5 protein-coding genes are annotated in these 17,051 nt (G+C 55.6%); all 5 read left to right on the plus strand.

The features are described 5' to 3' along the window. The first annotated feature begins 211 nt into the window (after window positions 1-211). On the plus strand, window positions 212-5,416 hold the full coding sequence (locus tag EYR88_RS05815; RefSeq protein WP_131088742.1) for a DEAD/DEAH box helicase: 5,205 nt from the start codon (window positions 212-214) through the stop codon (window positions 5,414-5,416). Continuing rightward, entirely contained in the window at window positions 5,413-8,292 is a 2,880-nt protein-coding gene (locus EYR88_RS05820; RefSeq protein ID WP_131088743.1) for a helicase-related protein, read from the plus strand. Before EYR88_RS05815 ends, EYR88_RS05820 begins: the two co-directional genes overlap by 4 nt. A 410-nt stretch (window positions 8,293-8,702) precedes the next feature. Next, window positions 8,703-12,332, plus strand: a complete 3,630-nt coding sequence (locus tag EYR88_RS05825; protein ID WP_207306466.1) for an N-6 DNA methylase — start codon at window positions 8,703-8,705, stop codon at window positions 12,330-12,332. After that, a complete protein-coding gene (locus EYR88_RS05830; RefSeq protein WP_131088744.1) occupies window positions 12,332-15,271 on the plus strand; it encodes an AAA family ATPase in 2,940 nt (979 codons plus the stop codon). Before EYR88_RS05825 ends, EYR88_RS05830 begins: the two co-directional genes overlap by 1 nt. Next, window positions 15,271-16,503 (plus strand): restriction endonuclease, encoded by a 1,233-nt coding sequence (locus EYR88_RS05835; protein WP_131088745.1) that lies wholly within the window; start codon window positions 15,271-15,273, stop codon window positions 16,501-16,503. The genes EYR88_RS05830 and EYR88_RS05835 overlap by 1 nt, the downstream gene beginning before the upstream one ends. Window positions 16,504-17,051 lie beyond the last annotated feature (548 nt).

Consider the following 17,051-nt stretch of genomic DNA (forward strand, 5'->3'; position numbering starts at 1 on the left):
TCAGGTTCCAAACCAGCCTCATCTGGCCCTGCAAGTCACTCCTTGCGCACGCTAACACTTTTTTCGTGTATTTCAGCAGTCGGTCATCCATAGACGTTAAGATGATCGCATTAGCTTGCGGTAATCCGCCGGTGGTCACAGCGGACTTTGTACTAATGTAGTGGAATGAATGCGGAATATATCACCGCATATGTCGTGATTTGGGGGATCCATGGACGCGTTCGGCATCCGCAATAAAATGATCGACGGTTACCGATCGTTCAGCGAGGGTTTCGTTGACATCCAAGATCCGAATATCGCAAAGGTTGTCGGGGAGCAAAGCAGCAAAGGCCGCCAGTGGCCAGACCCATGGCTCTCGCTCAATCCCTCGTTTAAATCAGGCGGTTCCATCAGCGAACTCGTCAGCCGAGGGTTGCTCCACGAGGAGTGCCGCCGTGTCTTCCGGGTAAAGAACTCCCCTGATGATCAGGGGGCTCGCGAGCTTACCCTGCACCAGCACCAGGCGGACGCAGTAAATATTGCCAGTTCGCGTCAGTCTTATGTCCTCACCACTGGCACAGGTTCAGGCAAGTCACTCGCATACATTCTTCCTATCGTTGATCATGTACTCCGCCACGGCAGCGGTAAAGGTGTACAGGCGATCATCGTTTACCCGATGAATGCGTTGGCAAACAGCCAACGTGAAGAACTCGAGAAATTCCTCCTTAATGGCTATGACGGCCGTCCCCCGGTGACCTTCCAGAGGTACACGGGACAGGAAGATGCAGAAACTCGGCAGGAGATCCTCAAAAATCCTCCGGATATCTTATTGACCAACTACGTCATGCTTGAATACGTCCTGACTCGTCCGGATGAACGTAGTTCCCTAATTAGTGCAGCCAAAGGCCTTCGTTTCCTTGTCCTCGACGAGTTGCACACGTACCGCGGACGACAAGGCGCAGACGTCGCTATGCTGGTTCGACGGCTTCGTGATGCCTGCGACGCCCAAGACACGCTTCAGTGCATTGGCACATCCGCAACAATGTCTTCAGAAGGAACATCCGAAGACCAAAGGAACGACGTCGGTCGAGTCGCCTCACGCATTTTTGGTACTTCCGTACCGGGTGAAAACGTAATCATGGAGTCGCTGATGCGTGTCACCAATGACCGCGCCCCGATAGACTCGGCTCTGGCCTCCGCGGTGAGTGAACGGTCAGATACGGAATTCTCTATCGTATCGCTCGCGGCAAACTATTCGGGATTGCAAAACGATCCCCTAGCTTCATGGATCGAGGATGAGTTCGGCCTCCATGTTGAAGACGAAACCGACAGACTCATCCGCGCTGTGCCCCAGACCGTAGACAAAGCTGCTGAGAAGCTTGCAAGTCAGATTAACCAGGACTCTTCAGACTGCTCACGTGCGATCCGCGCAACACTGCTCGCTGGCTCGCAATCGAGGCATCCAGAGACAAACCGACCATTATTCGCTTTCCGGCTCCACCAGTTCGTTTCCAAGGGCGGTTCCGTTTTCGTCTCCGCCGAGGCTGAGAAATCACGCGCTATCGAAACAAACTTCCAGGTAACGCTCGATAACGAACGTCGGCTTTATCCCCTCGCGTTCTGTCGCGAATGCGGGCAAGAATACCTCATGGCGACGAAATCGGAAGCGGCATCGGGTACCACCTTCCTTGCCAGACATGAGCTGCGTATCCAAAAGGACAATCCAGACGGGCAAGATGGCTACCTGTTCATCTCGTCCGATGCCGAGTGGCCGAGGGACCCCCTGGCGGAGGATCGTCTCCCCAGTTCGTGGAGGACGGAATCTCCAAGTGGCCCTCGTGTAGCCGAGACGAAGAGGAATAGAGTTCCCGAACGGTACATAATTCATCCCGACGGCACTGCCTTCGCTGAAGAATCACAGCCATCAGATAGTGGACAACTAGCTGCTTGGATCCCGGGTTCACTCGGATTCTGCCTTGGCTGCCGCGTAACATACGAGGCAATCCGCAGCGGCGAGTACAGCAAGCTCGTGACGCTGGATCAGGAGGGCCGTTCCAGTGCGATCACCGTGATCGCCACGCGACTAGTCCAGTTGCTCAAGTCGGACGCCGGCAAAGATCTGGATCCTGATGCCAAGAAATTGTTGACCTTCGTGGACAACCGGCAGGATGCCGCACTCCAATCCGGCCACCTCAATGACTTCGTCCAGGTTGCCCAGCTCAGGGCATCGTTAGTACAAGCGCTTCAACAGGCACCTGATGAAGGACTCCCCGCCACCGAGCTCGGAGATGCGCTATTAACTTGTTTGAATCTTTCGTTAAGTGAATACAGCAAGGTAGAGGATCCGTTGGATCCCCGACCTTCCAAGCGCGCCCTGCACCAGGTGCTCACCTATCGTGCATTGCGAGATCTCCAGAGGGGCTGGCGGATTACCCTGCCCAACTTGGAACAAACCGGGTTGATGGTGGTCGACTACCCTCATGCCAAACTACTCGCGGAACAAGAACACCGTTGGGCGGATTCCCACTACCTGCTTCGCGATGCAGAACCAGCACAGCGCGAAGAGATTATCCGCGTACTGCTTGACGAGTTTAGACGTGTCCTCGCTGTCGAGGCCGAGGAGTTCACGCAGGAGTGGCTCGATAAGTTGCGGTCACAAAGTACCGAGCATTTGAAAGGTGTCTGGTCAGTTAACGATCGAGAGCGTGCGCCGGAGACGGGTCTGGCGGTGCCCGAATCGGTACGCGAAGGGCAGAAGGGCCGGAATCTTCTCATGATTACCGGCAAGAGCGGATTTGGTCGGTGGCTTCGCCGCCCCGAACGATTTGGAATCCCTTTGACTCCAAGCGAGGCCAACGAAGTAATTGAAGACCTCGTTCATCTCCTCGCGAAGCACGGACTCATCAGCTACATCCCTGGTAAGAAACAGCAGGGGTACCAGCTAAAGCTTTCAGCAATGGTTCTGCGCGCTGGCGATGGAACTGCTGGTGCAGCCGATCCCATTCGACGTAGCTACCATGCCGACCGCAAACCACGCGTCGTCAAGTTCTTCCGCGACCTCTACGGGGAACAAGCGGCCGGACTCGCTGGGCTGCACGCAGCCGAACATACCGCCCAGGTTCCCGGTCCGGTACGTGAAGCTCGGGAGAAGGAATTTGGAACTGCGGACCTCCCCCTCCTTTTCTGTTCGCCGACTATGGAGCTCGGCGTCGATATTAAGTCACTGAACGCCGTCGCGATGCGCAATGTTCCGCCAACCCCCGCCAACTACGCTCAGCGCAGTGGCCGTGCTGGGCGCTCTGGACAACCTGCCCTGGTGGTAACTTACTGCGCATCCGGAAATGCCCACGATTCGTACTACTTTGATCGGTCGAATCTAATGGTGTCAGGACAAGTTCAGCCTCCACGGCTGGACTTCGCAAACGAAGACTTGGTTAAGTCCCATGTGCACGCTGTTTGGCTCGCGGAGGCACTTTCGCTCTCTGGCGCTGGCCTAGGTTCCAAAATGTCTAACGTACTCGATCTTGGAGTTGCGGGCTATCCTGTCAAGCAAGCGATGGCTGATGTTCTTCGTGACGGATCTGCCGCCCAAGCCGCGAAGATCCGCGCGACCAGTCTGGTTGCAGCGATCTCCGATGAACTCAAGACCACAATCTGGTGGGACGAAAGCTGGGTTGACCGTGTCATCTATCATGCCTTTACGAACTTTGATCGTGCATGCGCACGCTGGCGCGATCTATACCGTAACGCCACGGTGGAGCGCGAGCAAGCATTCCGTGCAGCCAACGACGCTTCTGCGACCAAGAAGGACCGTGATGCCGCTAACCGACGGTCAAACGAGGCCTACCAGCGCATCCAAATCCTACTCAATGACACCAACGGATACGGCCAATCGGACTTCTATACATACCGGTACTTAGCTTCTGAGGGCTTCCTCCCAGGATATTCATTCCCCCGCTTGCCGCTCGCTGCGTTCATTCCGGGCCAGTCATCGCGCCGCGACGAAAGCAGTACCTGGCTGCAGCGTTCCCGCTTCTTAGCCATTAGTGAGTTTGGTCCGCAGTCGTTTATCTACCACGAAGGATCGCGCTACCAAGTGACCAAGGTCAGTCTCCCTCGTGGAGGCGACGAGGCCGGTGATGTCGCGATGTCCGAGGCACGAATCTGCGATGCCTGTGGCTATCTGCATGAGCGGAACGTCGGGTTGGAGGTGTGCGAACACTGCGGAGCGGACCTCGGCGGGAGTTGGAAGAACTTGATGCAGCTCCAATCCGTAATCACCGTTCGACGCGAACGCATCAGCGCCGATGAAGAGGAGCGCAACCGGCAGGGATTCGAGCTCATGACGAACTATCGTTTCGCCGGTTCCACCAGCCAGCCACGTAATGCGGAGGCAGCCGTCTCAGTAGACGGCACAGTTGTTGCCGACGTGGTGTACGGCGACGGAGCTACCGTGAGAGTAACCAACGTCGGTCGCGCCAATCGCAAGAATAAAAGCGAGCACGGCTTCTGGTTGGATCTCGTCAGTGGTCAATGGTTAAGCGAAGCCAAGGCAAATGCGGCTGATGATGAAGAAGTAGATCCAGAAGCAGTTCCGTTAGACCAATCTAAGCGCAAAGACATTGTGATCCCCTACGTTGAGGATCATCGGAACATTGCTATTCTCCGTTGGGCTGATCACCTAGACGAGACTCAGTCGACAACTGCTCAGTATGCCGTCGAGCGCGGCATCGAGGCCGTTTTCCAGCTTGAAGATTCAGAACTGACATCTGAATTGTTGCCGGATGCAGATGAACGTGGACGCATCTTGCTCGTCGAAGCTGCCGAAGGTGGAGCGGGAGTCCTACGCCGGCTTCAATCAGAGCCGGATGCCTTGGCGAAAGTGGCTGCCAAAGCCCTGGATATTCTGCACATCGATCCTGCCACCGGTCAGGACCTCGACGATGCCTGTATCCGTGGCTGTTATCGTTGCCTGCTTTCTTATGGAAACCAACGCGTCCACGAGAAGATCGACAGGCGAACAGTCCGTGAGCTGTTATGGGGACTATGCCGTTCTGTAACCACGCCACCGACACCTCAGGATAAGCCAGAGAAGAAACCAGATTCTTCTGCGGCCATGGGAGGTATAGGTGACGAGATCGACGGGGCCGCGGTCGACGCCCACCGCAGGATTACAGAGCTCGGTAACTTCTTAAAGACCCATGGACTGCGCGGACTTGACCGGATCAATATCGAGGTTGCAGGTCACCTACTACACGGCACCATTGAGCAGCACGGCTTCCAACCAACTGCCATCATTGTCGACGATGATGGACAAGGGATCTTAAGCGCGATGGACTTGGCCTTCCAGAACTGGCAAGTCCTGTTACTGGATGATGGACAGAGCATCGAGGACTTCGTGCAACAGAACAGCGAAACATTCGGAGAAAAGAAATGACTTCAACCACCAAAGAGACCTTCGCCGTCGGATCACTCGTACGTGCCCGCGGTCGTGAGTGGGTGGTGCTCCCCGAATCAAACGATGCCATGCTGGTCCTGCGTCCGCTCGGCGGTACCGACGAAGAAATCGCCGGTGTTTTACGCGATATCGAAGAGATTGAAGCAGCAACATTCGGTCTGCCTTCACCCGACGATCTCGGTGATGACCGGAGCTCACGCTTATTGCGAGATGCCCTTCGTATCGGTTTCCGTTCCAGTGGCGGCCCCTTCCGTTCCCTCGCTGGATTGAACGTCACCCCGCGCCCATATCAGCTGGTGCCACTTCTCTTGGCCTTGCGCCAAGATGTTGTCCGTCTGCTTGTCGCTGATGACGTTGGTATCGGTAAGACGGTAGAGGCAGGACTGGTCGCGGCCGAGTTGCTCGCGCAGGGAAGCGCCCGAAAGCTTGCCGTACTCTGCCCTCCCAGCCTCGCCGAACAATGGCGACGCGAACTCGACGAAAAATTTGGCATCCAAGCCGCGCTGGTGCTTCCGGGCACCATCCGTCGGTTGGAGGCCGAAGCCGGCTACGGTCGGTCGGTCTTCGAGCATTTCGATGCAACCATTGTTTCGACTGACTTCATTAAGAATTCTTCGCGCCGGGACAATTTTCTCCAGCATGCACCAGACCTGGTGATCGTCGATGAGGCGCACGGTGTCGCTGCCGATGACTCGGGACGAGGTGGCGCTGGACGGACACAGCGTTTTCAGCTGGTGAGTGCGCTTGCCGACGATGCTGAACGGCACCTTATTCTCGTCACTGCCACCCCGCATTCTGGCAATGACGGAGCCTTCCGGAACTTAATCGGACTTCTAAATCCTGAGCTCAAGACTGTACCCCTTGAAAACGAAGCAGGTCGTCGTTTGCTCGCCGAACACATGGTCCAGCGCCGCCGAGCAGACATCCGCCGGTACCTCGAAGAAGACACCAAATTCCCCTCGGACCGAAAGACCAGCGAGCAACCGTTCAAGCTCTCTTCAGAGCACCGGGAGTTTTTTGATGACGTGATCGCCTACGTTCGGGGCCGCGTTCAGGACAAGTCCGGCACTAAGTTGGAGCAGCGCATCCGCTGGTGGTCCGCCCTGTCTCTGCTTCGATCCATGGCCTCTTCGCCAGCCGCGGCGTCAGCCACTCTGTCCACACGTGCAGCACACAATGAAGGTGAATCGCCGACCACGGCAGACAGCCGCGGCATCGCCGCTGTCATGGACCAGATGGAGGATGATGGAGGCGAAGGCATCGACATCGCTCCCGCCGGATCCACTGAAGCGGACGCAAGTGCACCATCGACGGGCCGTCAATTACAGGCTCTCGCCCGTCGGGCCAAGGAACTCCACGAAGACCCTTCGCTCGACGCGAAGGTCCAGGCTCTCGCCAAGCACGTCAAGGCCCTGTTGAAGGACGGCTTCCATCCGATCGTATTCTGCAGGTATATCCCGACTGCCCAATATGTGGCTGACTACCTACGCCAGAATCTCAAGAAGGTTTCCATCGAGGTTGTCACCGGCGAACTGCCGGCCGAGGAACGCGCAGCCCGCATAGAAGGACTCGCGGAACAAGCCGACGGCGGGCAGAAGGTACTCGTCGCTACCGACTGCCTGTCCGAAGGTGTCAATCTGCAGGACAACTTCCAGGCTGTAGTCCACTATGACCTTGCCTGGAACCCTACCCGGCACGAACAACGCGAGGGCCGCGTGGACCGTTTCGGCCAGACTGCCGAAACAGTTCGCGCCTTGCTGATGTACGGCGAGGACAACGGCATTGACGGCATCGTACTGGATATCTTGCTCCGCAAACACGAGAGAATTCGTAAGGACCTCGGAATCAGCGTTCCAGTCCCTCCGCAGAGCGACCAGGTTTTGGCTGCTCTGCTCGAAGGCGTATTGATGCGTGGCCAGGATTCTGACCAGCTTGAGTTTGATCTCGGTCTGACCCCGGAAGCCGTTAAGTTGGATGACGAATGGCGTTCCAGCGCCGAATCGGAAAAGTCCAGTCGCACCCGTTTCGCCCAGGGCGCGGTTCATCCGGACCGCGTACAAGCAGCGTTGGATGCCGCACGCAATAGCCTCGGCACAGCTGAAGATGTGTCGCGCTTTGTCCGTCAGGCCCTTGAAGAAACCGGCGCGCATGTCCAAGTTGCCAGCGACGGATTCACAGCCAATATCAACGCAGCGGCACCGGGCATCCGGGATATTTTCGTTTCAGAGAACGATGCTCGGTTTGTCTTGGACCATCCGGCTCCTCCTGGGGCCCACGTTCTGACCAGAACTGATCCGGTCGTTGCCAGGATCGCCCAGTACGTACTTAATACCGCATTGGACGAAGAACTTAAGGGCAAAGACCGACCTGCCGCGCGCTGCGGCTACGTCGCTACGTCCGAAGTCGATTCTGTGACGGTAGCTCTACTGGTGCGGTTCCGTACCAAACTTTTGCTTCCGGCTCGTATCAATCGGGAGAACCACGCCCAGCAGGATCTGGCTGAGGAAGCCCGAATTGTCGCTTTCCGCGGCGTGCCGGGACAACACCAATGGTTGACAGATGAAGAGGTTGATCGGCTTATCGCTTCCAAACCTTCGGCCAATGTCGGTGAACAAACGACCAGGAACATGGCCGCCGCGATTCTCAGAGGTGTGCCATTACTGGCATCGGATTTGACTGAAAAGGCATCAGCCGTCGCTGAACAGATCCAGCGGGACCACACCGAAGTCCGCCTGGCTGCTCGCGGTGACTCGTCTGCCGGCCGACTCGGCATCCGAGGTCTAGCAGTTGAACCAAATCTTCCCGCCGACATCCTCGGCGTCTACATCTACGCACCCGCAGGAGGCCAGCAGTGAGCACCTCATTCCAGGCAATCACAGTTGTCGGAGGCGTGTTGCCTCCCGCCATGCTCGGTCGCATCCAGACCGGCAATTTGCAAGACCGAACCGGGCTGGCCCCCGCATCCTATTTCCTCTCAGGACGCGAAACTATCGGCGATGCTGCGTCACGCTCTTGGTCCTACCTCAAGGGTGTGTGGCAGGACTGGCAGGACATCGATACCCGCAAGGGCGCTTCCGGACCGGGCACCGGTGACGCAAGGCAACGCTGGCTACTGATCTTGCTCCGTGAACTCGGATATGGCCAGGTATCTACTGCCGGATCCGAGATCGAAGACCGAACGACGTATCCCGTATCCCATCTGTGGGGCAGTGTGCCCATCCATTTGCTCGGCCCCCGCGTCCAACTGGACAAGCGGAACCCAGGCGTGGACGGCGCGGCCAAAGCTCCACAGAAAATGCTGCAAGATCTTCTAAACCACAGTTCAGACTATCTGTGGGGCGTTCTGAGCAATGGTCTGCAACTACGCCTTCTCCGCGACTCAACAGCCCTTGCAGGTTCCGCGTACATTGAATTTGACCTCGAAACGATCTTTACCTCGGAGCTCTACCCCGAGTTCCAACTGCTGTGGCAGTTATGCCACCAATCACGCCTTGCCCCACGCGACACAGATTCTGGTCCGGAAAGTTGCTGGCTTGAGTCATGGCGTTCGGAAGCCGTGGAGTCCGGCAGCCGCGCACTTGACCGCCTCGGCGTCGGAGTCCAGCATGCGCTAGAGCAGCTGGGCACCGGGCTACTGCGCCACCCGGACAATGCGTGGCTGGTTGATGCGCTTCGGACAGATGCTCTGTCCCGCCACGACTTCCATAAGGCCCTGCTGCGCACGGCCTACCGTTTGCTATTCTGTTTCGTCGTCGAGGACCGCGATGCCTTGCACACTCCTGAGGCTTCAACCCAGACACGGCGCAGGTACTCGGACTTCTTCTCAACGCGCCGTTTGCGTGATCTTTCCCGGAAACACGACGGTGGTCCACACCCCGATCTATGGCAAACGCAGAAGCTAGTTCTGCGCGCGCTGGGCGGCGACGGTCTGGAAGCACTGGGATTGCCTGCTTTGGGCGGACTCTTCGACCCGGATCCGCGTGCTTCAGTGCCCTCGACACAGCCGTGCTCCGACATGGTACTCGGATGTGAGCTCGCAAACCGCGACTTGCTGCGGGCCGTAAGGTCTCTGGCATGGGTGAAGAACCCGGCGGGTCGTATCGAACCCGTGGACTACCGCCATCTGGGTGCAGAGGAACTTGGTTCGGTTTACGAATCTTTGCTGGAACTCGTTCCGCGTCTGGACCTCGAATCAAAGACGTTTGAGCTAGACAACGTCGCCGGGAATGAACGCAAAGTAACCGGGTCCTACTACACCCCGCCCAGCTTAGTTTCAGCGCTATTGAATACTGCACTTGATCCACTACTTGATGAAACGGTTCGTGAAGCCTCTGACCCCGAGGACGCCGAACGGCGCCTGCTAGCCCTGACAGTCTGTGACCCGGCCTCCGGATCAGGCGGTTTCCTCGTCGCCGCGGCCCGTCGCATGGCACGCAGACTGGCGGAGGTACGCGCTGGTGAGGACGAGCCGACGCCGATAGAAATTCGCCACGCCCTGCACGATGTGGTGGACCGCTGTATATACGGCGTTGACATGAACGACCTTGCCGCAGAATTGGCGAAGGTTTCTCTCTGGCTCGAAGCCATGGAACCGGGCAAACCACTGACCTTCTTGGATTCTCGTATCAAGATTGGAAACAGTCTCATTGGGGCGACGCCGGCACTCTTGGCAGCCGGAATCCCTGACGACGCGTTCAAGCCTCTAGATGGCGATGTGAAGACCTATGCGTCCGAGGTTCGAAAGGCCAATAAGGCAGAAGCGAAGTCCAAGGGTGGCCAATATATTCAGCATCTCGGGCAAGACGCTTTCAACCTAGGTGGGCAAGAAACCTCATTTGAACAGCTAATCGCAGATCGAGAGCGCATGAACCGGCCTGTTACTTCGGCGGCTGATGCACGTCGTCTGGCACGCGAATTTGCTACCTTCGACGAGTCCGATGATCTTCGTCTGCGCCGGCTTGAAGCCGACACGTGGTGCTCTAGCTTCGTATGGCCATTAGATGGCCAGCATCCCAAACCACCAACCAATTCGGTATTCCGCAATATTGGCGCAGCGCAAACAGCGGGATCTCTGATGGAAACCATCGACGAAGTTGCACGTCTGCGCGACGAGTACCGCTTCTTCCACTGGCATCTGGAATTTCCAGAAATCTTCGGTGATCCTGATGTCTCCAACGCAAAGGGATCCGACGGCTGGCCTGGTGGCTTCAGCTGTATGCTGGGCAATCCACCATGGGAGCATGTCGAGCTTAAAGAACAGGAGTACTTTGCATCGCATGCGCCAGAAATCGCTCACTCAACGGGTGCAAAACGCAAAAAACTGATCAAGGAGCTACCTCTAACTGATCCTCTTCTTGCCGAGAAATTCGGACGCGACAAACGAATCATCGATGGACAACGGCATTTCTACAGTCTCTCGGGGCGATACCCTCTGACTGGCCGCGGGCGGATCAAGACAGATTCTGTTTTCGCCGAGCTTTTCCGTAGTCTTTGTGCTCCGACGGGCCGCGTCGGAGTGATTGTTCCTACGGGAATCGCAACCGACCATACTACTCAGTACTTCTTCAAGGATCTTGTTGAGACTAAAACGATCTCGGCTCTTTTCGACTTTGAAAACCGGTCAAAACTTTTTCAAGATGTAGATTCCCGCTATAAGTTCTGTTTGCTGACCTTGAGTGGGCATTCGAAAATTTCTGAGGCGGCGCTGTTCGCTTTCTTCCTCCATGATCCGGCGCTCATAGCCCTGTCCTCGTTTAACTTGGCCCCAGCCGAAATCAAGCTGCTCAACCCAAATACAGGGACGCTGCCTATCTTCCGCACCCGTCGCGATGCCGAAATTACACTCGGCATATACAAGCGAATTCCTGTACTTGTCGATGAAAACGATCCAGATAACGGCAATCCCTGGGGCGTCTCGTTTATGCAGGGCCTCTTCAATATGACCAGCGACTCACACCTTTTCCATACCCGCGAGCAGCTTGAGCAAGATGGGTGGGCGCTCCAAGGAAACATCTTTGTACGGCGGACCCGCACCGGGGAGACGGAAAAGATGCTTCCACTCTATGAAGGCAAGATGCTGGGACAGTTCGATCATCGAAAAGCTGACGTCGTTAAGAGTTTGACAGCACTTCAACGTCAAAATCAGCCGAGCTATTTGTCGGAACAGGAAAAGAAAGATCCGAACCGATGTGCCATCCCATCAAACTGGGTTAGCGAAAGTCACCTTCCCACTCTCCCGACCACGTGGCTCGCCGGTTTCTCAGACATCACCAGTGCTACCAACGAACGCACGACCATTTCAGCAGCATTGCCCATTGTGGGAGTGAATCACAAATTCCCGCTCGTTTTCGCTAAGAGAAAAGAACTCCTACTCGGAGTCTTGAACTCGTTCGTTCTGGACTATGTTGCACGGCAGAAAGTGCCTTCTGTAAATCTCACGTATAATCTCTTGCGACAATTTGCTGTTCCAAACCCAGACTTGTTCGACCAATCAGTGCCTTGGGGGCAAGAAGTACTTTCTTCATGGCTGAGAACCCGATTTGTTGAGCTTACATTCACTTCGAACGATATGCGAGACTTCGCAATCGAGATGGGCGACGACAGACCGCCGTTTATATGGAAGACAGATCGCCGTCAGTTCCTCCGAGCCGAAATCGATGCCTTGATGTTTATCATTTACGGAATTGACAAAGAAACGGCGGGCTACATCATGGACACTTTTCCTATCGTCCGCCGACATGATGAATCCAAGCACGGGGAATACTTGACCAAAAGACTCGTGCTCGAGATGTTCGATGCAATGCAGGGGGCGATCGATAGTGGAAAATCCTACGAATCGCCTATTTCGCCTCTGCCCGGCCACGGAGAACGCCATAGCTTAAAGGAGCTCATCTGATGTCTGTTTGGAACTCTGTCGTTCAATTCTCGCAGAACTTTCTCGAACAAGTAGACCTGAATGCTGAGGAACGCGACTACAAGATCGCATTTGCCCGAGGTGCCAAGGTTGCACGTCAACAACTGATGGAAGGCCAGCAGCAGTGGTTCGAAACGCTGCGTCGCGAAATCACCAAAACCAATCTAGTCAATCAGTACTTCATGATGGCGCTCATCAAAGCTTTCGCTGAAAAACCGGATGAATTGCGTGCCGCAATTCTCGAATTCTGGGTTGATCCCGTTTCTCCGGACAAGCTCGACAAGCTGGAACAAGACCTCAGAGCTCTGAATCCAGAACGACTGGCGGCCGGCGGAGCCATTGCTTTCGGAGCCTTGCTACTCATGGCGGTATCACCAACCCAATACCCTCCGTTTCGCGCGCGTCAGACCGCCGAATTCATCCGACTTGTAGGACGAGAGCCGCTCAAATCTAGTGCTTCTCCTACCGCCCGTTACGATCAGGTCCTCGAAACGATTGATGAGCTGGTCGAACATGCCCAGTCAACGGGACTGCCCATACGGGATCGTCTCGACGCTCAGGGGCTTATGTGGACGTTGTCTAACACGGACCCCGATTCCAGCTGGCCCAGAGCCGAGGCCGATGCCTTCCGTTCTTGGCGCGGAGATAAGACTTCTTCATCTCCGTCCTATGTCAGAGGCTCGGGCAAGTCGCCCACTGCCGAAGAGGCCGCCTGGAAGATCTTAGAGCCAGGTCTGTTAGGCGCTCCCTCACCCATCGACGGCAAGACGCAGACATGGACGCAATCCGCGTCAAACAGCCTCTTAGAGACACGTAAGAGCCAGGACATAGAAAGCGGAAAGTTCCTAGAGCGTCTTGAACCCCAGTTGACAGAGTCATCCAACGACGTCTATCTTCTCGCCGCAGAATTGATTTATCTGCAGTGCATTGCGCTTTCAAACATCCGGTCGGAGACGAAGTCCGAACGGATCAACACGGTGTTAAGTTGGTCTCCGGAAGGTCCATCAAATCTCCCACCTGAACTTGAAGAGGCACTAAAAGCACGCGGATCCTTCAATGGGGGCATGGGATTCAACATGCATATTGCTGCGCACCATGGGTGGCTGTTGCGGTTTGTGAAACACCTCCGAAGCGTTTCACAGACGGAATTGGACGTTGCGCTCTCAAGCCCGTGGGGCTGGATGGCCTTTACAGCGGCCGTACCGGACGACGTTCCCGCCATCCGCTACACCATTGATTACCTAGTATGGCCGAATTACCTCCAGCCTGTTGTCTCCAAAGAAGACCGCAAGAAGATTCGCGATACTTTTGCGCACCTTCTTGGAGGAGCCCGTGGCAACTCAGAGGTCGACATCGCGCAGGATTTGCATGACATCCTCCAGATCCAAAATGGGGAATCGGAAACTTACGCTGAATGGTATGCCGAACCCTACAAATCGCAGTGGCAGAAGACGACAGGAACAGAGCGAAAAGCGTGGCTTGTCCGACAAGCTCAAGCGGGTAATCCCATGGCTGAGACTTGGCAAGCGGAAGGAATCGTGACCTTGCCGGCTCAGACGCTGGGAGAGGAAATCATCGGACAGGACTTCGAGTCCGTGCTGTCCTCAGTCAAGGACGTATATGGCCACATTAATTTTGCCGACCAGAAGGACAAGGCGAAGGAGCTGCACCGTTTCGCCACCCAAATGAATGAGGGTGATTTGGTCATCGCCGCTTGGGAAGAAGTGCTGCTTGTCGGAACGGTCGACAGCAAAGCCTACGTGGGAGATTTTCACGGCAACAAGCTGTGCCGCACCGTTGATTGGCATCCAAATGCCGTTCCCAACGCCGATCTCCCGGATCCGCTGCCTCGCCTTCTCGGTGAACCTGGCGGAATCGTTGACGTATCAGAGGCCGTGCTTGCCATCGAGTCGTGGCGAAAACGTCCCACCACGAATAATGGAGAGGATCCGGGCGCTCCAGGAGGGGCAACACTTAAACCACGCATCGACGTTGTTCCTCAATTGAAGAATGCCAGCGATGAATTGGCAGCTAAACTGCATGTCAAGCGAGAAGATCTGCAGGAAATAGTTGATCTTCTCCGTACTCGTCAGCAGATTGTTCTGTACGGCCCTCCGGGGACGGGCAAAACTTTCATCGGAAAACATCTGGCCCGCTACTTGGCTGGAACCGAGCACGCTGAGCACGTCCAGATCGTACAGTTTCATCCGTCATACTCCTACGAGGACTTTTTCGAAGGCTTCCGACCAAGTGCATCGACTAACGGGCAAGTTGGGTTTGAACTACAACCTGGTCCCCTGCGTCGAATTGCCAAACTGGCCAGCCAGCCAGGCAATGAAGACAAGCCATTCTTCTTGCTTATCGATGAGATGAACCGTGGAAATTTGGCCAAGGTGTTCGGCGAGCTGTATTTCCTGCTGGAGTACCGCAAGGACAGTATCCGTCTTCAGTACAGCCCGGATGAGGACTTCACGCTGCCTCAAAACCTGTTCATTATCGGCACGATGAATACTGCGGACCGTTCTATCGCAATGGTGGATGCGGCCATCCGCCGTCGTTTTGCCTTCATTGAGCTTCATCCCCAAGATGGGATTATCAAAGATGTCCTCGGCAGTTTCCTGACTTTCAAGAAACGATCGCCCCTCGCAGCTGATCTCCTTAACGCTCTCAATGGTGAACTTGGTTCAGACAAACGTGATTTGGCCGTTGGGCCGTCGTACTTCATGAAAGACGATGCCTTGGACGCCGAAGGCTTGCGGCGCGTGTGGAAGTATGAATTGCTGCCCTTGCTAGAGGAGTACCACTTTGGTGAACTCGACCGAGCACAAGTCCACGAGCGTTTCTCTCTAGATGCACTGCTCCTCGGGCTGAACCGTTCCCTCGACGAGCTGCAGTTTCTGGATGAAGTGGACGCCGACTAATGCTGAAGGCTTCGACCCGACACATCACTCTCGGTGAGCTGGATTCTGATTCTGTTCCCTTGGTACTTGATGAGGATATACGTTTGGCGCTCGAAAGTACCAAGCTCGTCGTCGTCCGAGGCGTTGGGCGCGGTAAGTGGAAGCTTTTGCCGAACGGTTTCGTCGGGGCTGTCCAGATCGATAATCTCCTCGTCGAGGTGAAGCCCAAGGAAAAAGTAGGCATCTCCCAGATTCTGTTCCTTCTCAGCTATGCGAAGGACCCCGGATTCCGCCCGCAGAACGTCGAAGCGGAAGCCTCAGACGACCTGTGGGCGGCGCTGGGCGAGACCTTGGCGCGGCTTGGAGAGCGGGCGACCGCTAGAGGAGTTCTCCAGGGCTACGTTTCTCGTGATGAAGCCTCGCGAACCATTCGGGGCCGGATCCGCTTGTCAGATCAGGTAACGCGCCGCCCCGGTTTCATGTTCCCGATCGAAGTAACCCACGATGAATACACGATCGACATTCCAGAGAATCGGATTCTGCGAGCTGCGGTTCGCCGCATGTTGGCCGTTCCCAGAATAAAAGCGGAAGTCCGCCGAAGGCTGTTGCACGTTGACAGGAAACTCTCGGACGTATCTGAGTTAGTTCGGGGCGACAGACTCCCGCGATGGACCCCCTCACGATTGAACGCTGCTTACGTTCCTGCATTACGCATTGCCGAGGTTGTGTTGCAGAATATGGTGGCCGAGGCTGCTGTTGGGAAGCTTCACGTGGCCTCGTTCGTTGTGAACATGGCGAAGGTTTTCGAGGACTTCGTAACGGTGGCGTTGACCGAGGCATTGCGGAAATACCCGGGGCACACGGTTGCTCAGTACAAGACGCACATGGATGAGTCCCGTTCCGACGGTAAACGGCGCATTATCCTAAAGCCGGACATCGTCCATTTCATCGACAAGCAACCAACTTTGATATTTGACGCCAAGTACAAGGCGGCATCGGCCAACGGGCAATATCCGAACGCGGACCACTATCAGATGCTGGCCTACGCCACGGCGATCGGTAGAACCGACGCATGGCTTGTCTATGCCGGTTCGGGGATGCCCGCTCAGCGTCGTGTTCGAAATTCTGAGGTCTCTGTGCACGAATACCCCCTTGATCTTTCCGGAACTCCATCAGACGTAATCGCCCGGGTTGAGTCCATCTCGAAGCTTTCATTCGAATCAGTGTCCGGTGAAGCTCCGAGCTCAAGATAGATTGGCGGCGCACCGAAAACGAAGAAAATTCAAAGTGGTCGCATACCACCGGCACACGGCCAGCGGAAACGGTCCGTACAACGTCGTCACTGCAAGTTAAGTGCACCCCTAAAGTCACTTTACAGTTCAAGGATTTAGGCCATTACCGGGCCAGGATATTGTTATGCACGGCAGGCTTCGTCCGTGCTGAGCATCCTGCATCACGCTAGAACTTGAAAAGTGACTAAATGTCAGCACTATCTGTCGGTTGACCTCGATAATATGAGTGTCATGATCAAGATTGGTGACGAAACTTTGCTCAGCCGCGGTGAATGGAATCGCATCTGGGACTGCTTGCAATCTCTGTGGGGACTGAATATCATCACGGAATCTTCCGACTCCATAGTAGGAGGCTTAGGACTTCTCGATGCGCAAGGCATACATCCTATTGCTAGCTGGACCGCAAATTTTCTGGATCAGATGCTTAGCTTGGGAGACAAAATAATTAATGACGAGTCTTGGTACCATTAGGCCGATTGGTCTGACGAGTACGAATCGATAATGACCTC

Origin of the sequence: Arthrobacter sp. S41 (assembly GCF_004320535.1) — a bacterium.
Classification (GTDB): domain Bacteria; phylum Actinomycetota; class Actinomycetes; order Actinomycetales; family Micrococcaceae; genus Glutamicibacter.

Coding starts and splice junctions, on each gene's coding strand:
- EYR88_RS05815 (WP_131088742.1), top strand. CDS start 212: ATGGACGCGTTCGGCATCCGCAATAAAATGATCGACGGTTACCGATCG.
- EYR88_RS05820 (WP_131088743.1), top strand. CDS start 5,413: ATGACTTCAACCACCAAAGAGACCTTCGCCGTCGGATCACTCGTACGT.
- EYR88_RS05830 (WP_131088744.1), top strand. CDS start 12,332: ATGTCTGTTTGGAACTCTGTCGTTCAATTCTCGCAGAACTTTCTCGAA.
- EYR88_RS05835 (WP_131088745.1), top strand. CDS start 15,271: ATGCTGAAGGCTTCGACCCGACACATCACTCTCGGTGAGCTGGATTCT.